The sequence below is a fragment of the Aeromonas sobria genome (assembly GCF_000820145.1).
GTDB lineage: Bacteria > Pseudomonadota > Gammaproteobacteria > Enterobacterales > Aeromonadaceae > Aeromonas > Aeromonas sobria.
Map to the genome: position 1 here is coordinate 69,988 of NZ_CDBW01000035.1, position 21,596 is coordinate 91,583.

21 protein-coding genes are annotated in these 21,596 nt (G+C 59.5%); 11 read left to right on the top strand and 10 right to left on the bottom strand.

The window, feature by feature from the left end:
• Positions 1 to 111: 111 nt before the first annotated feature.
• Complete coding sequence (gene fldB / locus BN1135_RS15925; RefSeq protein ID WP_042022826.1) at positions 112 to 630, bottom strand: flavodoxin FldB; 519 nt, start codon at positions 628 to 630, stop codon at positions 112 to 114.
• A 229-nt stretch (positions 631 to 859) separates the two neighbouring features.
• On the opposite strand from fldB, the gene xerD reads away from it, so the two are divergent.
• Positions 860 to 1,759, top strand: a complete 900-nt coding sequence (gene xerD / locus BN1135_RS15930) for a site-specific tyrosine recombinase XerD (protein WP_042022938.1) — start codon at positions 860 to 862, stop codon at positions 1,757 to 1,759.
• Between the two features lie 75 nt (positions 1,760 to 1,834).
• Here the strand turns inward: xerD and mscL are convergent, their stop codons facing one another.
• Positions 1,835 to 2,242 carry a large-conductance mechanosensitive channel protein MscL gene (gene mscL, locus BN1135_RS15935; RefSeq protein WP_042022829.1) on the bottom strand — a complete coding sequence of 136 codons (408 nt, stop codon included), beginning with the start codon at positions 2,240 to 2,242 and terminating at the stop codon, positions 1,835 to 1,837.
• Between the two features lie 316 nt (positions 2,243 to 2,558).
• On the opposite strand from mscL, the gene BN1135_RS15940 reads away from it, so the two are divergent.
• The 4 genes from BN1135_RS15940 (at position 2,559) to nqrE (ending at position 6,366) form a co-directional block, all read left to right on the top strand.
• The gene (locus BN1135_RS15940) at positions 2,559 to 3,209 is read left to right on the top strand and encodes a disulfide isomerase DsbC N-terminal domain-containing protein (protein WP_042022939.1); all 651 of its coding nucleotides are present in this window, start codon (positions 2,559 to 2,561) and stop codon (positions 3,207 to 3,209) included.
• Entirely contained in the window at positions 3,169 to 4,905 is a 1,737-nt protein-coding gene (recJ, locus tag BN1135_RS15945; protein ID WP_042022832.1) for a single-stranded-DNA-specific exonuclease RecJ, read from the top strand. Before BN1135_RS15940 ends, recJ begins: the two co-directional genes overlap by 41 nt.
• A 268-nt stretch (positions 4,906 to 5,173) precedes the next feature.
• Positions 5,174 to 5,566, top strand: coding sequence for a hypothetical protein (locus BN1135_RS15950; protein WP_042022834.1), 393 nt, complete (start codon positions 5,174 to 5,176; stop codon positions 5,564 to 5,566).
• A gap of 200 nt (positions 5,567 to 5,766) precedes the next feature.
• Positions 5,767 to 6,366 carry an NADH:ubiquinone reductase (Na(+)-transporting) subunit E gene (gene nqrE / locus BN1135_RS15955; RefSeq protein ID WP_042022940.1) on the top strand — a complete coding sequence of 200 codons (600 nt, stop codon included), beginning with the start codon at positions 5,767 to 5,769 and terminating at the stop codon, positions 6,364 to 6,366.
• A gap of 67 nt (positions 6,367 to 6,433) precedes the next feature.
• Here nqrE and lnt read toward each other — a convergent pair whose 3' ends face one another.
• From lnt to miaB, 5 genes are all read right to left on the bottom strand, one after another.
• The gene (lnt, locus tag BN1135_RS15960; RefSeq protein ID WP_042022835.1) at positions 6,434 to 7,978 is read right to left on the bottom strand and encodes an apolipoprotein N-acyltransferase; all 1,545 of its coding nucleotides are present in this window, start codon (positions 7,976 to 7,978) and stop codon (positions 6,434 to 6,436) included.
• 148 nt (positions 7,979 to 8,126) lie between these two features.
• Complete coding sequence (gene corC / locus BN1135_RS15965) at positions 8,127 to 9,011, bottom strand: CNNM family magnesium/cobalt transport protein CorC (protein ID WP_042022837.1); 885 nt, start codon at positions 9,009 to 9,011, stop codon at positions 8,127 to 8,129.
• 106 nt (positions 9,012 to 9,117) lie between these two features.
• Positions 9,118 to 9,582: an rRNA maturation RNase YbeY gene (ybeY, locus tag BN1135_RS15970; RefSeq protein WP_042022838.1), complete on the bottom strand. Its 465-nt coding sequence runs from the start codon at positions 9,580 to 9,582 to the stop codon at positions 9,118 to 9,120.
• A complete protein-coding gene (locus BN1135_RS15975) occupies positions 9,579 to 10,622 on the bottom strand; it encodes a PhoH family protein (RefSeq protein ID WP_042022840.1) in 1,044 nt (347 codons plus the stop codon). Before BN1135_RS15975 ends, ybeY begins: the two co-directional genes overlap by 4 nt.
• A gap of 54 nt (positions 10,623 to 10,676) precedes the next feature.
• Complete coding sequence (gene miaB, locus BN1135_RS15980) at positions 10,677 to 12,110, bottom strand: tRNA (N6-isopentenyl adenosine(37)-C2)-methylthiotransferase MiaB (protein ID WP_042022841.1); 1,434 nt, start codon at positions 12,108 to 12,110, stop codon at positions 10,677 to 10,679.
• Between the two features lie 265 nt (positions 12,111 to 12,375).
• On the opposite strand from miaB, the gene BN1135_RS15985 reads away from it, so the two are divergent.
• From BN1135_RS15985 to BN1135_RS15995, 3 genes are all read left to right on the top strand, one after another.
• Positions 12,376 to 13,539 carry an FAD-dependent monooxygenase gene (locus BN1135_RS15985; RefSeq protein WP_042022844.1) on the top strand — a complete coding sequence of 388 codons (1,164 nt, stop codon included), beginning with the start codon at positions 12,376 to 12,378 and terminating at the stop codon, positions 13,537 to 13,539.
• A 157-nt stretch (positions 13,540 to 13,696) separates the two neighbouring features.
• Complete coding sequence (locus BN1135_RS15990; protein ID WP_042022846.1) at positions 13,697 to 14,374, top strand: excalibur calcium-binding domain-containing protein; 678 nt, start codon at positions 13,697 to 13,699, stop codon at positions 14,372 to 14,374.
• A gap of 199 nt (positions 14,375 to 14,573) precedes the next feature.
• Positions 14,574 to 15,512: a sensor domain-containing diguanylate cyclase gene (locus BN1135_RS15995; RefSeq protein WP_042022847.1), complete on the top strand. Its 939-nt coding sequence runs from the start codon at positions 14,574 to 14,576 to the stop codon at positions 15,510 to 15,512.
• Between the two features lie 92 nt (positions 15,513 to 15,604).
• On the opposite strand, the gene BN1135_RS16000 is transcribed toward BN1135_RS15995, so the two are convergent.
• Positions 15,605 to 16,513, bottom strand: coding sequence for a LysR family transcriptional regulator (locus BN1135_RS16000; RefSeq protein WP_042022849.1), 909 nt, complete (start codon positions 16,511 to 16,513; stop codon positions 15,605 to 15,607).
• A 116-nt stretch (positions 16,514 to 16,629) separates the two neighbouring features.
• Between BN1135_RS16000 and BN1135_RS16005 the strand changes: the two genes are divergently transcribed.
• Both BN1135_RS16005 and BN1135_RS16010 read left to right on the top strand, forming a co-directional pair.
• Complete coding sequence (locus BN1135_RS16005) at positions 16,630 to 16,875, top strand: hypothetical protein (protein WP_042022850.1); 246 nt, start codon at positions 16,630 to 16,632, stop codon at positions 16,873 to 16,875.
• Between the two features lie 32 nt (positions 16,876 to 16,907).
• Positions 16,908 to 17,558: an HAD-IA family hydrolase gene (locus BN1135_RS16010; RefSeq protein ID WP_042022852.1), complete on the top strand. Its 651-nt coding sequence runs from the start codon at positions 16,908 to 16,910 to the stop codon at positions 17,556 to 17,558.
• A gap of 108 nt (positions 17,559 to 17,666) precedes the next feature.
• Here BN1135_RS16010 and BN1135_RS16015 read toward each other — a convergent pair whose 3' ends face one another.
• Positions 17,667 to 18,269: a nitroreductase family protein gene (locus tag BN1135_RS16015; protein WP_042022853.1), complete on the bottom strand. Its 603-nt coding sequence runs from the start codon at positions 18,267 to 18,269 to the stop codon at positions 17,667 to 17,669.
• Between the two features lie 355 nt (positions 18,270 to 18,624).
• On the opposite strand from BN1135_RS16015, the gene BN1135_RS16020 reads away from it, so the two are divergent.
• Positions 18,625 to 20,100: a sensor domain-containing diguanylate cyclase gene (locus tag BN1135_RS16020; RefSeq protein WP_223290148.1), complete on the top strand. Its 1,476-nt coding sequence runs from the start codon at positions 18,625 to 18,627 to the stop codon at positions 20,098 to 20,100.
• A gap of 80 nt (positions 20,101 to 20,180) precedes the next feature.
• Here the strand turns inward: BN1135_RS16020 and dcuC are convergent, their stop codons facing one another.
• Positions 20,181 to 21,542 carry a C4-dicarboxylate transporter DcuC gene (gene dcuC / locus BN1135_RS16025; protein WP_042022856.1) on the bottom strand — a complete coding sequence of 454 codons (1,362 nt, stop codon included), beginning with the start codon at positions 21,540 to 21,542 and terminating at the stop codon, positions 20,181 to 20,183.
• Positions 21,543 to 21,596: the final 54 nt, after the last annotated feature.

Genomic DNA, 21,596 nt, shown 5'->3' on the forward strand with positions numbered 1-21,596 from the left:
AAGTCGCTATAGGGTCACGCGATGATACCGATTGAGAAAATCGGTGCGATTACTGCGCCCGGGCGGCCATAGCACAGGGCAAGTGGCCACCCGGGCAGGAGGAAGAAGGCGTCAGAGCAGGGCGTGGATTTCGCTCAGGATCTGCTCGACCCACTGCTCGATGCGCGGATCTGTCTGGTCATATTGATTGGCATCGTCCAGCGCCAGCCCGACAAAGTGGTGGCCATCGTCGATCAGCGCCTTGGAGGCATCGAATTCGTACCCTTCGTTGGGCCAGTAGCCCACCAGCTTGACCCCTTTGGGCACCAGCTGATCGTGCAGCAGGCCGAGGGCATCCTGGAACCATTCGCCATAACCGAGCTGATCTCCGAGGCCAAACAGGGCGACGATGCGTCCCTCCAGATGGAGATCAACGATATCTTCCCAACGGGACTCCCAGTCCTCCTGCAGCTCGCCGAAATCCCAGGTGGAGATGCCGAGGATCAGGATCTCGTAATCCTCCATCCGGCGCAGGGAGACATCCTTGATATTGTGAATATCCACCAGCTCGGGGCCGATGAGGGCGCGGATCTTCTCGGCAGCCATCTCGGTGTAACAGGTGGTGGAACCGTAAAACAGACCAATCTTCATCGCTCTTCTCTCTGTTGGCGCTTTCTTGCTTGCTCGTGTGGGCTGCGCCATGTTGGCAACACGATGGGTAACGTAAGGGGAGGGCGCCAGTCTAGCAGATTGCCATTCGACCTTCACCGCCCGGCAAGGGGCTTGGCAAACGTGGCTTATCTTTCCAATGAAAGTGCCTTGTCTTTGCAAGGAGTTGGCGCGTTACAATGGGCCATCGATCCCCTGATTGCAGCGCACCATGAGCAAGCCCGACCCCCATCCTCTGATTGAACCCTTCCTCGACGCCCTCTGGCTGGAGCGGGGATTGGCTGACAACACGGTCAGCTCCTATCGCAGCGATCTGGAAAAATTTTCGTTCTGGCTCGACGAGCAGGGCAGCTCTCTGCTGTTGGCAGGGATGGACGAGATCCAGCACTACCTCGCATGGCGGGTGGATCACTTGTTTGCAGCGAGCAGCACCGCTCGTTTCCTCTCGGCTTTGCGCCGTTTTTACCAATATCTCAACCGCGAAAAGCTGCGCAGCGATGACCCTACCGTACTGCTGGAGGGGCCCAAGTTGCCGAAAAAATTGCCCTCCGATCTCAGCGAAGCCGAGGTGAACGCGCTGCTGACTGCGCCGCTGGTGGACGACCCGCTGGAGCTGCGGGACAAGGCGATGCTGGAACTGCTCTACGCCACCGGGCTGCGGGTCTCCGAGCTGGTGGGGCTCACCGCCGAGCATGTCAGCCTGCGTCAGGGGCTGGTGCGAGTGGTGGGCAAGGGCAACAAGGAGCGGCTGGTGCCGATGGGGGAGGAAGCGATGCACTGGCTGGAGCGTTACTACCGGGAGGCCCGCACCCTGCTGCTGGGGGGCACCAGCTCGGATGTGGTGTTTCCTTCAAAGCGGGCGCAGATGATGACCCGCCAGACCTTCTGGCACCGCATCAAGATCTATGCCCTGCGGGCGGGTATCCATGGTGAGTTGTCACCTCATACCCTGCGTCACGCCTTTGCCACTCATCTGCTCAACCACGGCGCCGACTTGCGGGTGGTGCAGATGCTGCTGGGTCACGCGGATCTCTCCACCACCCAGATCTACACCCATGTGGCCAACGAGCGACTCAAGGCGCTGCACGGTGAACACCATCCCAGAGCCTGAGCCGGTGCGCGAGTCTGTCAAAATAAAAAACCGCCAGCAGGCGGTTTTTTGGCATTACACGACAGGAGATTGCGCTTATTTCCCCTGTTGGGATTTGAGCAAATCGCGGATCTCGCTCAGCAACTCTTGATCCTTGGTAGGACCGGCGGGGGCGGCGGCCTCTTCTTGCTTCTTCTTGAGGGTATTGATGCCCTTCAGCCCCATGAAGATGGCGAAGGAGATGATCAGAAAGTCGATGATGGTCTGAATGAATTTGCCGTAGGCAATGACCACTGCGGGTGTGCTGCCTTCTGCGGCCTTGAGGGTGACCGCCAGGTCGCTGAAGTCCACGCCACCCAGGATCAGACCGATAGGCGGCATGATCACGTCACCGACAAAAGAGGAGACAATTTTGCCGAAGGCGGCACCAATGATGATACCAACCGCCATGTCGATCACGTTGCCGCGAGCGGCAAAGGCTTTGAACTCTTGAATCAAACTCATAATATCCTCCGAAATTAAACAAAATAGCGCATGGATCGCCCCTGAACAGGGGACGCTGCTTTATCAGGAAAACGGAGGCGAGGCCGCGTTATTCCTGTCGTCGTGACTAGCTTGCTGGGGTTGGCTTTGATTGGCAATCTGCGGGCCATTATTTTTTGGTACAGTCCGGTATTAATTTTTTAGTGATTAGCGGATTGAATAATAAACTATGCTGCTGTACTTTGCGGGGTCAATTCATTCATACCATGTGAGTAATCCAGTGAAGTATTTACTACTGGGAATGATGCTACTGTTCACATTTTGTGCCAGAGCCGGGATGGACCCCCACGCCTTGAAAGAGGTCATCTCAACCCGGTTGGGGATAGCTGTCTATCTGGTCGAGCAGACACCGATTAGCGGGTTATACATGCTGGGCACTTCCCAGGGGGTGCTCTACAGCGATGCCAAAGGGGACTACGTTGTTCAGGGCATCATGCTGGATATGGCCCATGACATGAAAAATCTGACCGTTTCAGGCCTGCGAGAGCAGCGTCGACTGGGTTTGTCTCAGGTGAGCTATGCGCCCATTGTGCTTGAGGCTCCTGACGAGCGTCATCGAGTCGCGCTGTTTCTCGGTGAACATGAGGCGAGAAGACGGCAGTTGGCTCCGACGTTACAACATCTGCAGGCATTAGGGATCAGTGTCGAGCTGTATCCTGTGATTGAGCATGCGGCACAGGCTGCCGACTGGTGCAGCGACCCCCTGCTGCAAAATTCCCCCTTCAAAGCTTATTTGCCTCAACAGGAATGTAGTGAGACCCTTATTCAAAATATTGGCCTGAGCAAATGGTTGGGGGTCAAGGTATTGCCTGCCTGGGTCTCCTCTGACGGGAATCTGGTTCGCGGTTACCAAAGCCCTGAGCAATTGCTAAAAATACTGGATCACTATGCCGAAGCCCCTGCAAGTTCGCCGTCGTCCGAAAGTTGATGATTCCCATCTGCCTACCACCCTGCATCCCCTGCTTCGCCAAATCTTCGCCAGCCGTGGCGTAGAGGATCCCGTCCTGCTGGAGCGCAGCGCCAGCCAGCTGTTGCCGCCCCAGCGCCTCTATGGCATGGAGCAGGCGGTGCCGCTGCTGGCGGATGCCCTGACCGCCCAGAAACGGATCCTGATCGTCGGTGACTTCGACTGCGATGGCGCCACCAGCTCGGCCCTGTGCGTGCTGGCGCTACGCGCCATGGGGGGGCGCCACATCGATTTTCTGGTGCCCAACCGCTTCGAGTTCGGTTATGGCCTGACCCCCGAGATCGTCGAGTTGGCGGTGGCCCGCGGCGCCGAGTTTCTGATAACGGTGGACAACGGCATCTCCAGCATCGCCGGGGTGGCGGCAGCCAAGGCGGCTGGCATGCAGGTAGTGGTTACCGATCACCATTTGCCGGGTCAGGAGCTGCCTGACGCCGATGCGATCGTCAATCCGAACCAGCACGGCTGCGATTTCCCCTCCAAATCGCTGGCCGGAGTGGGGGTGGCCTTCTACCTGATGGCGGCCCTCAACACCCATCTGCGCCAGCTCGGCTGGTACGAGCGGCAAGGGCTGCGGGCCCCCAATGTGGCGGATTATCTCGATCTGGTGGCCCTCGGCACAGTGGCCGACGTGGTGGCGCTCGATGGCAACAACCGTATTCTGGTCCATCAGGGGTTGCAGCGGATCCGGGCCGGTCGCTGCCGTCCCGGCATTCAGGCGCTGGTGGATGTGTCTGGCCGCGATGGTCGCCGCCTCACCGCCGCCGACCTCGGTTTCGCGCTGGGGCCGCGCCTCAACGCGGTGGGCCGCCTCGATGACATGTCCCTCGGGGTCGCCTGCCTGCTGAGCGATGATCTCAATCTGGCGCGCCAGCTTGCGGCCGAGATGGACAGCCTCAATCAGGAGCGCAAGGAGATCGAGCAGGGGATGCAGCAGGAGGCGCTCGCCACCCTGGAGCAGATCCGTTTTCGCGATGGCGAGGTGCCGTCGGGCATAGTGCTGCACCGCAACGAATGGCATCAGGGGGTGGTGGGGCTGGTGGCCTCCAAGGTGAAGGAGAAGTACTACCGCCCGGTCATTGCTTTTGCCGAGAGCAGCGAGACCGAGCTCAAGGGCTCCGGCCGCTCCATCCCCGGCGTGCACCTGCGCGATGCGCTGGAACTGCTCGATACCCGTCACCCGGGCCTGATGGGCAAGTTTGGCGGCCACGCCATGGCGGCGGGGTTGACCCTGCCCAAGGCCAATATCGAGGCGTTCGGTCGCGCCTTTGAGGCCGTCATTAGCGAGCTGGTGACCCCCGAGCTCTTGACCGGGGTGCTGCTCACCGATGGCGAGCTGCTGCCGGACGAGCTCACCCTCGAGCTGGCGGAGCTTATTCGCGCCTCCGGCCCGTGGGGGCAGGCGTTCCCCGAACCGCTGTTTGACGGCGAATTTGTGCTGGTGCAGCAGCGGCTGGTGGGGGAGAAGCACCTCAAGCTGATGCTGACTACCGATTCCGGCTATGCGGTGGATGCAATTGCTTTCGGCGTCGATCTCAAGCGCTGGCCCGATGCTTCGGTCAAGCGGGTGCGGCTGGTCTACCGGCTCGATGTCAACGAGTGGCGCGGCAACCGCAGCGTGCAGCTGTTGGTGGAGCATCTGGAGGCGGCCGGTCTCTAGTCTGACTGCCACGCTGTTCTGCTGATCATGACGGTCACCCTCGGGTGGCCGTTTTGCTGTGGCCCGGGGTGTGACTCTACCGCGTTGTCATGGTGGTTTTTAATTGCTGGTTTTCTGAGACAGCGGGTTTTAAGTCTCGTTTTGTGTCGGTCTGTATGGTTTAAAATTCAAGAAAAAGAGGCGTTGTGGTACATTTATCCCTGCGTAATTTTGCTATTTGAACGGGACTGACTCTTTGCTGCCCTCTGGCCGACTATCGACCTGGGCGATGGCCCTCGCTATCGCCAGCCTGCTGTGGTTTGCCGCTTTCGCTGCGGTAGGGGTTACTGCAACGCCTCATCAGGAATCGGTTGGGCAGAGCGTCTCGATGCAGCTACATGAGCAATCCGATCAGGGATTGGCCAACAGCGTCAGCCTCCCTCCAGCCTCCCAGTGGCGACTCGGCTTCGAGCAGGGGCGGCGGCTGGAAGGGGCCACTCACTCCGAGCGCTATCAGATGGTGCTGGCCTGGTTCCAGCACGACATCCTTGACCTGCTCTGCGGTCTACTGTTCTTTGTGCCGCTGATCTATGTCAGACAGGCCTGCGGCCACTTTGGTTATCTGCACAAACAGCAACTGCTCGGCCATCATCTGCAATTTCGCTTCTGTCACGGCGACTAGCTCACCCTGCTGGCGGGCGCACATCCACGTTTTCACACTGCTGTTGAACTCTCCTGATTGACTGACGGGGCAGGCTGACACCTGCTGCCTGCGGTCTATCATCCGGTGCTGCGTCCACCCTTCCTGTTGCTTTGTCCATGCTGCTGGCCTTCGGCCAGAGGCAGACTTTCTCTTTGCGCAAACACCTGGTGAGCACACCTATGGACTATTACCTCAACCTGTTTATTCACTCGATTTTTGTCGAGAACCTCGCCCTGGCCTTCTTTCTGGGGATGTGTACCTTTCTGGCCGTCTCGAAAAACATCAACACCGCCTTCGGCCTCGGCATGACGATACTGGTGGTGATGGTGATCGCCATTCCTCTTAACAATTTGATCTTCCGTCATATCTTGCGGGCAGGCAGTACCTTTTTCGGCGAATACGATCTGGGGTTTCTCGACTACATCATCTATATCGGGGTGCTGGCGGCGCTGGTGCAGGTGATGGAGATGGTGCTCGACAAGTACGTCCCGGCCCTCTATCAGGCGCTCGGCATCTATCTGCCGCTGTTGACGGTGCACTGCGCCATCTTTGGCGGGGTGATGTTTATGGCGCAGCGGGATTACGATTTCGTCGAGTCGCTGGTCTACAGCGCGGGCTCCGGGCTCGGCTGGCTGCTGGCCATTGTCGCCATGGCCGGTTTGCGCCAGAAGCTGAAGTACGCTGATGTACCCGAGGGGCTGCGGGGCATCGGTATCACCTTTATCGTGGCGGGGCTGATGTCCCTTGGTTTTATGTCCTTCTCCGGCATATCTCTGTGAGGGGATGACAGAAAAAAACGAGGCGCCTGCGGGCGCCTCGTTGTTTATCGGGGATTGCGGATGGCCCTTACAGCTCGCGGGCCCAGGGGTGGGCCTTGGGACGCAGCGCCAGCGCCAGACCCAGCAGCAGCACGGTCAGGCCGTAGAGGGGCCAGCTGCCAAAGCGCATGTAGGGGGTCTCGCCGTGGGCGGGACGCACCTCGCTGCGCAGTACACCTGCTTCGAACTGCGGGATCTGGCCGATGATGCTGCCATCGATCTCGGTGACTATGGTGATGCCGGTGTTGGTGTCGCGCAGCAGCGGACGTGCCAGCTCCAGCGCGCGCATCCGGGCGATCTCCATATGCTGCCAGGGGCCGATGCTGGTGCCGAACCAGGCGTCGTTGGAGACGGTCAGCAGGAAGTCGGTATCGGCATTGACGTTGCGGCGCAGCTCTTCCGGGAAGATGATCTCGTAGCAGATGGCGGCGGCGAACTTGAGCCCCTTGGCGATCAGGTTGGGCTGAATCTCATCGCCCCGGCTGAACGAGGACATCGGCAGGTTGAAGAAGGGGGCGATGGGGCGCAGCAGATCTTCAAACGGCACGAACTCGCCGATGGGCAGCAGGTGGTACTTGTTGTAGCGGTTGGGGTGGTTGTAGAAGTAGGACTCCTTGCCATCCGCATCCTGTACCCCCATGCCGAGCACGGTATTGTAGAAGCGCTGTTGCTGCTCGTCGTAGTGGATGATCCCCGCCAGCAGGCCGGTATCGTTCACCTTCATCGCCTTGTCCAGATTCTCCAGATAGGGGCCCATCGCCTTCTCGATGGCCGGGATCGCCGACTCCGGCCAGACGATGATGTCAGCATCCTGATTCTCGCGGCTCAAATCCTGATAGGTGCGCACCGTGGGGGCCAGCGCCTCCGGATCCCACTTGAGGGACTGGGCGATATTGCCTTGCACCAGCGCTACCTTGACCGGCTCGCCACGGGTGACCCAGTTGAGCTGCATCAGGCCGTGGGCACCGGCAACCAGCAGGGCAGGTACCGCCAGCCACAGTGGCGAGCGGGATTTCCACACCAGCCAGATGGCGGAGGTGGACAGCAACAATGCCAGCGTGATGCCCTGCACCCCGAGGATGGGGGCGAAGCCCTTGAGGGGGCCATCGATCTGGCTGTAGCCAAACCAGAGCCAGGGGAAGCCGGTCATCACCCAGCCGCGCAGCCAGTCAGCCACCAACCACAGGGCCGGGAAGGCGAGTAGCCAGCGGCTCCAGTGACGGCCGCCAAAGAAGCGGGCGAAGGCCCAGCAGGCGAGTGTCGGGTAGAGTGCCAGATAGGCGGAGAGCCCGGCCAGCAGCACGAAGGCGACCGGCAGCGGGATACCGCCAAATTCGGTCATGCTGACGTGGATCCACCACAACCCCGGCAAAAAGAGTCCCATGGCGTAGCCAAAACCGCGCCAGGCGGCCTGTTTCGGCGTGGCTTTGTCCAGCATGGTGTAGAGGCCGAGCAGGGAGGGGATCACCAGCGGCCAGTAGCCGAAGGGGGAGAAGGCCAGCACGGCGATGGCGCCACAGGCCAGCGCGCTGAGGCTCAACAGGATTCTTGATGTAACGGGCGATGATTTCACGGGCGATTGTGCTCGTCTTGGTGTGCAACTGGGGTCGAATGGCCGCTATCTTAACCTGTAAGAGGATTAACGGCGAGCCTCGATGCCGGTTGCAGATAGCACAACGCCCCGAGGTCGGGGCGTTGTTTTACACATCGAGCGGATTTGCTTACTGCGGCTCGGATTGCGCCGCCGCGTGGTGCTCGGGGATCTTCACCTGCAGCTGCTGCAGACGGCGTCGGTCGGCATGCATCACCTTGAACAGGTAGCCGTCCAGCTCGATCTCCTCGCCCTTCTTGGGCAGGTGGCTGAAGGCGTGCATCACCAGACCGCCGACGGTATCCACCTCTTCATCGCTGAATTTGGTGCCGAAGAAGTCGTTGAAATCCTCGATCTCGGTCAGGGCGCTGATGGAGAAGACCCGCTTGCTGAGGCGGCGAATTTCGTCCGGCTCATCCTCGATATCGTCAAACTCGTCGTCAATCTCGCCAACGATAAGTTCCAGTATGTCTTCGATGGTCACCAAACCGGAGACACCACCAAATTCATCGACCACGATGGCCATGTGGTAGCGCTCTTCACGAAACTCCTTGAGCAGACGGTCAACCCGTTTGCTTTCGGGGACGATCACCGTGGGGCGCAAGATTTTTTCGAGCTGTAGCGGCTCGCTGGCGTGATGGCCGCCAAACCCGAAGGGGAGCAGATCCTTGGCGAGCAGAATGCCCTCCACATGATCCTTGTCTTCGTTGATCACCGGGAAGCGGGAGTGACCGGACTCGATGATCACCGGCAGGATCTCGTCCACCGGTTGGGATTTCTCGATGGTCACCATCTGGGAGCGGGGGATCATGATGTCGCGCACGCGCAGCTCGGCGATCTCCAGCACCCCCTCGATCATGTCTTTGGTGTCTTGATCGATGAGGTCTCGCTCTTCGGCATCGGCTATCACGTCTACCAAATCATTGCGGTCTTTTGGCTCGCCCTGGAAGAGTTGGCTGAGTTTGTCGAGCCAGGTTTTCTTCGGCGAGCCGGTACTAGGGTGATCGTCGGTCATTTTTTCTCTTGGTTACTCGCTTCAACACATGTGGGATTGTTTGAATGATATGAGGATAGTCATCTGCTGTTTCAAGGCGATGACTGTCCCCCCTTAACGCTGCGTTTTACTCTTCGTCGTTCAGATAAGGATCGGCAAAACCGAGCTCTTGCATGATGTCGCGTTCCAGCTGCTCCATCTCTTCGGCTTCCTCATCTTCGATATGGTCATAACCTAGCAGATGCAGACTGCCGTGCACAACCATGTGGGCCCAGTGGGCCATGAGGGGCTTGTTCTGCTCGTTTGCTTCCTGTTCCACTACCTGACGGCAGATCACCAGATCGCCGAGCAGCGGCAGCTCCAGACCGGGCGGTGCTTCGAACGGGAAGGAGAGCACGTTGGTGGGCTTGTCCTTGCCGCGATAGGTGAGGTTGAGCTCGTTGCTCTCCGCCTCATCGACGATGCGTACCGTCACTTCGGCCTCTTGCTGGAAGCCGAGGATGGTGCCGTCGAGCCAGCCTTGCAGCTGGGTTTCGGTGGGCAGGCCGTCGGTGCTGGCGCTGGCCAGCTGCAGATCCAGGATCACACTCATTGGGCACTCTCTTTATGGGATTTTTTGGCCGCCAGCGCGTCTGCCTGCTGGGCATCGAACGCCTCGTACGCTTGTACTATGCGAGCCACTACCGGATGGCGTACCACGTCCTTTGATTCAAAGAAGTTGAACGACAACCCTTCGACACCCTGCAGCACGTCCAGCGCATGGCGCAGGCCGGATGTCTGGTGGCGGGGCAGGTCAGTCTGGGTGATGTCGCCGGTGACCACCGCCTTGGCGTTGAAGCCGATGCGGGTCAGAAACATCTTCATCTGCTCGGTGGTGGTGTTCTGGGCCTCATCGAGAATGATGAATGCATCGTTCAAGGTGCGGCCCCGCATGTAGGCAAGCGGCGCCACTTCGATGATGTTGCGTTCCATCAACTTCTCGACTCGCTCAAAACCCAGCATCTCGAACAGGGCGTCGTAGAGGGGGCGCAGATAGGGATCCACCTTCTGGGAGAGATCGCCGGGCAGGAAACCGAGCTTCTCGCCCGCTTCCACCGCCGGGCGAGTCAGCAAGATACGACGGACCTCCTGACGTTCCAGCGCATCTACCGCTGCCGCGACCGCCAGATAGGTTTTGCCTGTTCCTGCCGGGCCTATGCCAAAGCTGACATCGTGACGGACGATATTGGCGATGTACTGCGCCTGATTGGGGCTGCGCGGCTTGATGAGACCGCGCTTGGTCTTGACCGTTACCTCTTTGCCATAGGGGGTGCTTGGTGCCGGTTCGTCATCCTGCTCCAGTACCCGTGACTCCGAAATGGCCAGATGGACCATGTCGGGGGTGATGTCGGTCACCTTGCCACCCTTGAGGGGCTGGGTTTCCACATAGAGGTGCTTGAGGATGACGGCGGCGGCATCCAGCTGGGCCTGTTTACCTGCCAGCTGGAAGTGGCTGTCACGGTAGCTGATCTCGACGCCGAGGCGGCGCTCCAGCTGCTTGATATTGTCATCGAAGGGGCCGCACAGGCTGGCAAGGCGCTGATTGTCGGCGGGCTCCAGATGCAGATTCAGGGTCGCGGTATGTCGGCTCACAATATCCTCGTCTCAAGGCACTCCCCATTCGCTGGGCGAATGGGGAGGAGGGGATTAATGGGGGGTGAAGGCGGCCACGCCCAGCTCGTCCGGCACGTTGTCCGGGCGGCGGGCCAGGATTTCGCTCGGAGCGGTGGCGATGCGCAGGTTCATCTCGCTCTCGCCGCGGATGAACTTGCCGCGCAGGGAGTTGGGACGTACCTCGGTGATCTCCACGTCGGCAAAGCCGCCGATCAGGGTGTGCTGACCTTCGAAGTTGACCACCCGGTTGTTCTCGGTGCGGCCACACAGCTGCATCGGGTCGAGCTTGGAGGGCCCTTCCACCAGGATACGTTGGGTCGAGCCCAGCATGGCGCGGCCAATCTGCATCGACTGATTGTTGATGACGTGCTGCAGACGGGCCAGACGGGCTTTCTTCACTTCCATGTCGACATCGTCGGGCATGTCGGCGGCCGGGGTGCCCGGGCGCGGGCTGAAGACAAAGCTGTAGCTCATGTCAAAGTTGATCTCTTCGATCAGCTTCATGGTGGCTTCAAAGTCTTCATCCGTCTCGTTCGGGAAGCCGACAATGAAGTCGGAGCTGATGGTGATATCGGGACGGACGGCGCGCAGGCGACGGATCTTGGACTTGTATTCGAGGATGGTGTGCGGACGCTTCATCATGGTCAGGATGCGGTCAGAGCCGCTCTGCACCGGCAAGTGCAGGAAGCTGACCACTTCCGGGGTGTCCTTGTAGACCTCGATGATGTCGTCGGTGAACTCGATCGGGTGGCTGGTGGTGTAGCGAATACGATCGATACCGTCGATGGCGGCCACCAGACGCAGCAGCTCGGCGAAGGTGCAGATGCCGTCATCAAAGGTCGGGCCACGCCAGGCGTTGACGTTCTGACCGAGCAGGTTCACTTCGCGCACCCCTTGCTGGGCGAGCTGGGCGATTTCGTAGAGCACGTCATCGAGTGGACGGCTCACCTCCTCACCACGGGTATAGGGCACCACGCAGTAAGTACAGTATTTGGAGCAGCCTTCCATGATGGAGACAAAGGCGGTGGCCCCTTCGGCGCGCGGCTCCGGCAGATTGTCGAATTTTTCGATCTCGGGGAAGGCGATATCAACCTGGGCGCCACGGCCCTCTTGCACTTGCTTGATCATGGCGGGCAGGCGATGCAGGGTCTGCGGGCCGAACACGATATCCACATATGGAGCGCGTTGACGAATCGCATCGCCCTCTTGAGAGGCAACGCAGCCACCCACGCCGATCACCAGACCGGGCTTTTTGGCCTTGAGCTTTTTCCAGCGACCCAGCTGGTGGAACACCTTCTCCTGCGCTTTTTCGCGGATGGAGCAGGTATTCAGCAGCAGGACATCTGCCTCTTCGGGCTCTTCGGTAAGGGTGTAGCCATTGCTGGCATCCAGCAGGTCGGCCATCTTGGACGAGTCGTACTCGTTCATCTGGCAACCCCAGGTTTTAATATGAAGTTTCTTGCTCATTGCTTCTCTTGACTTGTGTTGAAATCGGCATGGTCAAAGGACCGCGCATTTTACTCCGCAATCTGGATACTGCCTAGCTAATATCCAGCTGGCAATGGTGCTCACCCGATACCTGTTGCCCGTGAGCTCAATAAGCTTTCTCCTTGATTTGACGCAGCAATTCCCCGTTTGCCTCACTGTTTATCAGGCGCCCTTGCGCTATCATGTTGCCATCCGGTTCACGTCCGGGCGTTGTCGCCGGACGCACCCTTTCAGGAATAAATGTATGGAACAGTGTGATATCGCCATCGTCGGCGCCGGCATGGTGGGCGCTGCCACCGCCTGTCTGCTGGCGGCCCAGGGCCTCTCGGTGCGGGTCATCGAAACTAGCCTGCCGGAGCATTACGCGCCAGCGCAACCGCTGGATCTGCGGGTCTCCGCCATCAGTCAAGCCTCGGTGGCGCTGCTGGAGCAGGCCGGTGCCTGGCATCATCTGCAACAGATGCGGCTCTGCCCCTACCGCCGACTGGAGACCTGGGAGCTGGATGGTTTTGCCACCCGCTTCAGCGCCGCCGATCTCGGCCTGCCCCAGCTCGGCTACATCATCGAGAACCGGCTGGTGCAGCTCGCCCTGCTCAAACGGATGGAAGATTTCCCCAATATCCAGACCCACACCCCGGCGGCGGTGACCAGCCTGCGCCAGAGCGCAGACGAGGCGGTACTGACCCTGGATGACGGCACCGAGCTGGCTGCTCGCTGGGTGCTGGCCTGCGACGGCGCCGAATCCCATACCCGCAAACTGGCGGGGATCGGCGTATCGCGCTTCGAGTACCGCCAGCACTGCATGCTGATCAATATCTACACTGACTTCGCGCAGGAAGATATCACCTGGCAGCAGTTCACCCCGAGCGGCCCGCGCGCCTTCCTGCCGCTGCCCGGCCAGCATGGTTCGCTGGTGTGGTATGACAGCCCTGCCCGCATCCGGGCGCTGGCCGCCATGAGCAACGAGGGGCTGGCCGCCGAAGTGCGCTGCCACTTTCCGAGCCGCCTCGGCGGCTTCACTGTTACCGGCAAAGGGAGCTTCCCGCTGGTGCGCCGCCACGCCAACGACTACCACGCCGGTCGGGTGGTGCTGCTCGGCGATGCCGCCCACACCATCAACCCGCTGGCGGGGCAGGGGGTTAACCTAGGCTTCAAGGATGTGGCCTGCTGGGCTGATCTGCTGCAAGGGGCTGGCGATGACTGGCATCAGCTGGCGCTGGCTGAGCGCTACGAGCGGCGCCGTCGCCCCGACAATCTGCTGATGCAGTCGGGGATGGACCTCTTCTACGGGGTGTTCAGCAACGAGATAGGCCCCCTCAAGCTGGCCCGCAACCTGGCCCTCAATCTGGCGGACAAGGCGGGCCCGCTCAAGGAGATAGCGCTGCGCTATGCGCTGGGGTTGGTCTAGTAGAGAGGCGGGGCATAAGGCCATGACGCAACGATGGCCAACTTGATGCCCCTCGTATTTTTTATCTTGCCCCCTCGTTTTGCCCTCTGCCAGCGGTTGCGTGGGTGCTTTGTGAGGGCGATTTGGTGCCCGGATGGATAGTCACAAGGATGGACTGATGCGTTATCAAGGACGAATCGCGAGCTGGAACGAGGCGCGCGGCTTCGGGTTTATTACGCCGGAGCAAGATGGCGCCGAACCGGCAACCGCAGGAGAGTGTGGTACAGGGTTGTTTGTGCATGTCACGGCGTTGCAATCAGATGGTCGCTTGCCCGAGAAAGGGGAGCGAGTCACTTATCTGATCGGCAGTGATCAGGATGGCAAACCGCGGGCGCTACAGGTGTTTTTCCCCGATCGCCCGCTCACTTTGGCTGATGTCGGGCCATCGGCCGCGCGAGCTGCCACATCATCATCTGCGCCATCATTTCGGGCGGCAAGTCAGCCGCCACAGCCCACCGCGACCAGACCGCGAATTAACCCCTACCGGCGCCGCAAGAGCAGCTGGCGCGGCAAGCTCATTCCCCTGCTGGTGCTCGCCGGTCTCTTTTCCATCTATTCTCGTTTCTCGGCCGAGTCGCAGGACCCCTGGCCGACCTCCTCCGTTAGCGGCAGTGACAGCGTCCTCAGTGAGGTCTCGCTGCAACCGGCCCAACGCTACCAGTGCGATGGCCGACAACATTGCTCCCAGATGACCTCCTGCGAGGAGGCAACCTGGTTTTTGCAACATTGCCCGAATACCAAGATGGATGGGGAGGGGGATGGTATTCCCTGTGAAAACCAGTGGTGTGGTCATTAGCGCCCACTTATTGGATTGATAAATAACAGGTATTTCATTTGATTTTCGGCATGGAATTGTGGGCTGGAATCTTGCCGGATCGCCTTGCATCACAAACTGTGGTCTCAGTTGGCTAAGTGGGAATTGGGTGCTTTACTCTATCTGCTAACTTAATTGTTAATAGGTGGCGAGGCGCCACTTTTGCCACAGGATGGCCATCATGGTGGACGATATACAGAGGTCTCGGAGTTTATTCTCCGAGCGAGCCCATTATCTGGCTGCGCTGCTGGATTCGCTGGAAGACCAGATCTCGGTGATAGCTCGGAATGGCGTGATCCACTACACCAATCTCGCCTGGGATCTCTTTGCTGAGCAAAATGGCATGCCCAAGGGATATAACTGGCTCGGGGTCAACTACATGGGGGCGTGTGACGGTGAAGCGGATCCCTTGGCTGTGGCGGCGGTGGAGGGGATCCTCCGGGTTATCCGTCATCAGCAGGATAAGTTCTATCTGGAGTACCCCTGCCACAGCGTGGACACCCAGCGCTGGTTCATGATGCGAGTGGCTCCGGTGATCGGCATCGAGGCTGAGTTTTATTCCGTCGCCCATATCAATATCACCGAGCGCAAGCTGCTGGAGCTGGAGGTGGCCAACCTTTCTCTGCACGATCCCCTGACCGGACTGGCCAATCGGCGGCTGTTTAACAGCTTTCTGCATAACGAGTGGCGGCGCAGTATGCGTGAACATACCCCGCTCTCTCTCATCATGCTGGATCTCGATAACTTCAAGGCGTGTAACGATCACTTGGGGCACCAGATGGGGGATGGTTCCCTCCAGCTGGTGGGCCATCTGTTGCAATCCTTCTGCCAGCGCCCGGCGGATCTGCCCTGCCGCTTTGGCGGCGACGAGTTTGCGCTGATCCTCGGCAATACCGACAGAGTGGCGGCCTTGCGGATTGGGGAGGAGATCCGCCAGGCCATCAACGATCTCGACATAGTGGTGGCAGGAGATCTGCGACTCAGCGCCAGTGTTGGCATTGCCACCTACACGGCAGATCAACCGCTGGAAGGAGAAGGAGAGTTGCTGGCCGCGGCCGATGCGGCGCTCTATCACGCCAAGGGGGAGGGTAAAAACCGCAGTCACTGCGCCAACTGCTGATCCTGATTATTGCTCTTGTTCTGCATGCGCCCCCTTGATGGGGGCGCACTGTTTTGACGGGTCACGGTGTTAGCCACCAGCAAGCGTTGGCCTCAGCGCTCGGGCGTGGCTGAGACCGGCACGGGATGGCTGGCGATCACCTGCCTGACGAAGTGATCCCGGATGGGATCGGCAAAGTCCGGGTTCCATACCATGCTCACCTCCCACTCGGAGCTGGGGCCGGAGAGAGGATAAAGGGTGACATCGGGGCCAGCGATAAAGCTGACGCTGCGCGGCAGGATGGCATTGCCGATGCCTGCCGCGACCAGCGCTACCAGAGTCTGGATATCTTCGGCTTCCTGGATCATGCCAGTCAGCCGGTTGGCGCCGAGAAAGCCGGCAATCTGCTGGCTGAGACCGGGGCAGCGGTGGCCCACCATCTGCAGCAGCGGTTGGCTGGCCAAGGCTTGCTGGAGATCGAATGCGGCCGGGTCGGGCGTGGTCATTCGGGTCGGTACCGCCAGAACCAGCCGATCGGTTAGTAGCCGGTGTTCCTGCAGCTGAGGGGTGTCAGGTCGGCGCATAAAGCCCAGTTGCAACTGGCCGGAGAGTAGCTGCTCCTGCTGGATGGCGGAGGGCATGTCCTGCAGATGGACCATGACGTTGGCAACCTGTTGTTTGAAGCGGGTCACCAGCGAGGGAGCCAGTGCAAAGCTCGACAGGCCGAAACCAATCTTGAGCCGCCCTGCCACGCCGCTGGCGAGTGCCAGCGCATGGCGCTCAAATCCCTTGCCATGTTCGACCAGCGCACTCGCCTGGGTGAGTAGCTGGGCGCCGATGGCAGTCAGCTCAGCGCCGTGGCGACCGCGATTGAACAGGGTGCTGCCCAGCGCCTGCTCCAGCCCCTGGATCTGCTTGGTCAGGGCCGGTTGGGTGATGAACAGGCGGGTGGCGGCTTCCCGGTAGTTGGCGGTGTCGGCCAGCGTCACAAACGCCTGCAGTTGCCTCAGGTCGAATTTCATTCCAATTGGTTATCCAAAGTGGCGATTTATTGATTATAAATTATCTAATCGACTTGTTCTAATGGTCCGGTAAAGGGAGTCGCGGCTCCCTCAGACCTGAAACAAGGAGCCATATCATGTCGACTCAACGTTATCTTTTTTTGATCAAGGGCACGCTGGTGCTGGCCCAGCCATTGGCAGCACCTGAGACGGGGGAGCTGCTCGCCAGCCTGTTGCAACAGGGGTTTGTGGTCGGCCCCTTGCCGGTGTGGGCTGGCAGTGCCGAGCAGGCGCTCGCTTGTTACGAGCGTGCCGCCCAGCAGCAGGCCTTTGCCGATGCCCTCTCTGGTGCTGCATCCGAGCGGACCGGGGTGATTGCATGAGTGCCAATCTGAGAACAGAAATAAGCGCCGACATGAATAATATCACCTTGTCGGTATCCGCCCTGCTGCTCGATATGGATGGCACCCTGGTCTGCTCGACCGGCGATGTGGAGCAGGTGTGGCGGATCTGGTGTCGTGAACATCAGCTCGACCCCGAGCCGGTGCTGGCGATGTGCCACGGCATGCGCTCGCGGGAGGTGATCCGGGCGCTGGCCCCGCAACTGGATGTAGAGCGGGAGGCTGCGAGGCTCGACGAGCTGGAGATGGAACATACCGGCGGCGATGCCATCGCCGGAGCTGGCGAGCTGCTGCGCCGCTTGCCGCCAGAGCGTTGGGCCATCGTGACCTCCGCCAGTGAGCGGGTTGCCCGCCACCGCCTGAGTTGTGCCGGTTTGCCGCTGCCCAACCTGCTGGTGGGGGCTGAAGCGGTGAGCAATGGCAAACCCGATCCCGAACCCTATCTGCTGGGTGCCAAACGGCTTGGCGGGTCGCCCGCTCGCTGTCTGGTGTTCGAGGATGCGCTGGCCGGTATCGAGAGTGCCCTGCGCGCAGGTTGCACCGTGGTGCAGGTAGGGGGTGAGGAGCCACTCAATCCGGCGGTGGTGGCGGTGATCCGCGACTGGCGCGAGGTGAAGGTGGAGTTGGGGGAAGGCGAGTCCCTGCTGGTGACGCTGCCCGCCTGAGCGTCGCAGATCGCGCGCTGCGGCGGCATATTGCGGCATGAGCCATCGCCACCGCCTGCGGCAATAAAAACGCCCCCGATTTACGGGGGCGTTTTGCTATCTCAACCGTTATTTGAACACGCGGAAACGGGTGGCGTCGTCGATAAAGCTCTTGTCACCGGCGGCTTGCTTGATGCTGCCAAAGGGCATCTGGGCGCGCAGCAGCCAGCTGGCGGGCAGGTTCCACTCCTTGCGCACCGCCTCGTCGATAAGGGGGTTGTAGTGCTGCAGGGAGGCGCCGATCTTCTCCTGAGCCAGGGTAGTCCAGACTGCAAACTGGGCGATGCCGGTGGCATGTTCTGACCAGACGGGGAAGTTGTCGGCATACAGCGCAAATTTTTGCTGCAGATCCTTGATGACGTCGGTGTCCTCGAAGAACAGCACTGTGCCAAAGCCTGCGCGGAAGCTGCCATCCACCTTGGCCTCGCTCTGGGCATAGGCTTCCGGCGGCACAATCTTTTTCAGCTCGGCTTTGACGATGTCCCACAGCTTGTGGTGCTGGGCGCCAAACAGAATGACGGCGCGGGAACTTTGGGAGTTGAAGGAGGAGGGGCTGTGCCTGATGGCATCCTGGATCAGGGCCGTCAGCTGTTCCGGCGTATGGGACACCTGGTCGCCCAGGGCATAGATGGTACGACGTGCTTTGATCTGCTCGATAAACGGACTGCTCATAACATCTCCTTTGTTTGCCTGATAGTCACATCTGGTGGGTGGAGCAAAGCCATCCGGCTCCAATCGCTCAAGGTATAGACTATACCACCCTCTCAAGATCAGAGTGTTAACCGGGAGTGATGATGCTTTTTCCTGATAGTTGATACTGGACCCAAGATTTTTGATTCATAGCTAATATGAATGTTGCCATTTGAACCGTTCAGATCTGACGGCAATCAATAATTCATAGTGGATATCGCCCTAAAATCTGCCCTTAGTAATCTGTTCTATGGATGTGATGTGAGTCGGCTCCCCCTTAATAGACGCTATTACGTACTCGCTCCTCGCTCCTCTCTCCTTTGTGCTGGGGATCCTGGTGCTGCTTTCAACGCTGATCCTGGCGGCAGCCAGCTATGTGCGTGATATCGACAAGACGGTGGCGGGTTTTGGTCATATGGCCTCCTCGGTTGAAGCCGCATTGATCCATGAAATGGTGCAAGTCAATGAGCGGCAGATCGCGGTGTTGGAAGCTTCTTTGGATAAACAGGCGATTGCCCGTGGTGAGCCGGCCAACAACCCAAGTTGGGCCATTGCTCATCAGATCAAGCGCAACAGTCATTACATCTATTTTTACAATCCACGGTTTGACCTGATCAGCTGTTATCCCGAGTGGGTGCGGCCTTCCGGTTATCGAGCCTCGGTGCGCCCCTGGTACCAGGTGCTGTCTCTGCCAGGGGATAAGACGGTCTGGCTTGGCCCTTATCCCGAATACAGCACCGGAGAGCTGATCCTTACCTTGGTCAAACGAGTGCGAGATGACAAGGGTCACCTGCTGGGGTTGCTGATGGTGGACATGTCATTCAAGACATTGCAGCAGGCGCTGCAAAGAACAGTAGGGAACAACCCTGCTGCGCTCTATCTCACCCTGCGCGGCAGTAATGAGCTGATCGTGGGTAGCCATCTTGAACTGCTGGATAGAGAGGCGGAGAAAGTGGTGGACGGGCACAACGGGTTTGGCCTTGATGTGCTTTGGCATGGCACTCATATCAAGCGTGAGCTGGAAGAGATTGGTTGGGATCTCAACATCTATTTACCTCCATCAGTCTTTCGTGACGGCCTCAAAGAGTCCCTTTTGATGGTGGTGCTGCCCCTGTTATCACTTTTTTTGATCTGGTTTCTCAGCATAGGTTTTCTGGTGCGGATATTTCGTCAGGAACAGGCATTGGTATCCGGTTCACTGAGCGGGATTGTCCAGGATCCGGCAGCGACCGAGCCGGTTGTAGAAGCAAATACCTGGTTTGTGCACAGCAGTCTCAGTGAAATAGAGCAGGTGCGTGCCACCTTTCTCAAAGATCAGGATGCGCTGCTGCGCGATCCTCTGACCGGCAGCATGAACCGGCGCGCTTTCGAACAACACAAACGGGCGCTTGAGCAGACCGAACTGCATTTTTGGCTGCTGCTGTTCGATGTGGACTGCTTCAAAGGGATCAATGACACCCTTGGCCACGCCTTTGGTGATCAGGTGTTGGTTCGGGTTGCCCACATTCTGGCCGAAGAGTTTGGCGAACATGCGGTCTATCGGATTGGGGGCGATGAATTTGCCGCATTGGTGCAACTTGAACGCAGTGAGCTGGAAGCCGCTCTGGTTCATCTGCTCTATCGGGTGCGTAGCCAGCAGTGGCGCGAGTTCAAGGGGCAGGTCACCCTGAGTGCGGGGGGCGCCAGTAATCAGCAGGATGGCACCGAGCTGTTTGAACGGGCCGATGCGCTTCTCTATCAAAGCAAGCGCTGCGGGCGGGATTGCTGGCATCTCTCGTCAGGGGGCGATGTGATCCGCAAGGAGCAATCCTGACAGTATTTGTCTGATGACGACAGCCTCTAAATATCCCGCACACAGGCAATCTCGTTGATCGCCTGTGTGCGGGGCAGGTGCTAGCTGAACAGCAGGTAGGAGAGGGTCAGGCAGCAGATGATGCCCGAGATGATGGGCACCGAGGTGCGCTTGATGATCTCGATGGGGTTGCTGCCGGTGATCGAGGCGATGACGATGATCACCGCGGCTACCGGCGACATGGAGCGGATCAGGTTGGCGGTGAGCTGCATCGGCAGGGCCACTGACACACTGTTGACCCCGACCTTCTCGGTGATCTCGGGAATGATGTTGATAAAGGAGTAGAAGACCGCTAGCCCGCTACCGCTGATAAAGCCGATCAGCGCCGCCGTACCGGAGAAGAAGAACATCAGGATAGAGCCGACCCCGTCGATGTGCTTCACGCTGTCCACCAGGGTATCTATGATACCGATGGCTTTGAGCCCCTCCACCAGCATGCTGGCCGCCACGATAAGCGACACTACCTGAGCCAGACCCGTCCCCATGCCGGTAAAGAAGATGGCGAACTCCTTGCTGGTCTCCTTGATATTGCCTTTGCGCAGCAGCTCCCCCCCGATGGTGAGCAGCAGACAGACGAAGGTGATCTCCACCAGCCCCAGCGAGATGTGGGTGAAGAAGATGCCAAACAGGAGCACCAGCACCAGCGGCAGCACCGGGAAGAGGCCGTAGTAGGCGGGTGGCAAGCCGGTGGGTAGGGCGAGGGATTCATCCTTCTCTTCCAGTCCGCCGCGCGCTTGCTGCCGCTTGTCCATCGCCTTCTGCCAGAAGTAGTGCACCACCGCCATCAGCGCCAGCGTCGGCAGCGAGATAGGGGCGTGGTAGGAGACGATGTACTCCACCAGCGGGATCCCCAGCTTCTGGGCAGCCAGCACGTTATCGGCCCCCAGCGGACTTGGCATTATGGTGGCGGTGGTGGCAATGACGGCCCCGGCAGTGAGGGAGGACATGTTCGACGCCTTGAGCACCGGATAGAGGGTCGCCATCAGCAGCACCGCCAGACTGGCGGCACTCGGTACCACCAGCGAGAGCAGGTTGCCCAAGAGGAAGATCACCGGCACCAGCAGATAGGGGGAGCGGATGCGGCTCAAGGGGCGGGTCAGCAGCATAACGGTGACGTCGTTGGCGCCGATGTGGCTCATGTAACTGGAGAAGCCGAACAGCACCATGATGGTGAGGCCGACATTGCCCATCTGGCTGATGAAGATCTGCTTGATCTGGACGAAGGGATCGAGCCAGCTGAGGCCGCTGCTCTGCGCCTCTGGCAGCAAGGGGTGACCCAGTCCGACGGCGGCAAACATCAACAGCAAACCTGCGCCAAACAGCACTATCTTGGCATCGTAGTTTTTGGCGATGAGATAGCCGCAGATGACCAGGATCAGGGTGCTGACAATTATTTCCAGCATGGTTCCAACACTCTCTTCTTGATGTGAATTGGCCAGCGAGCTGGCGGTTCGGGA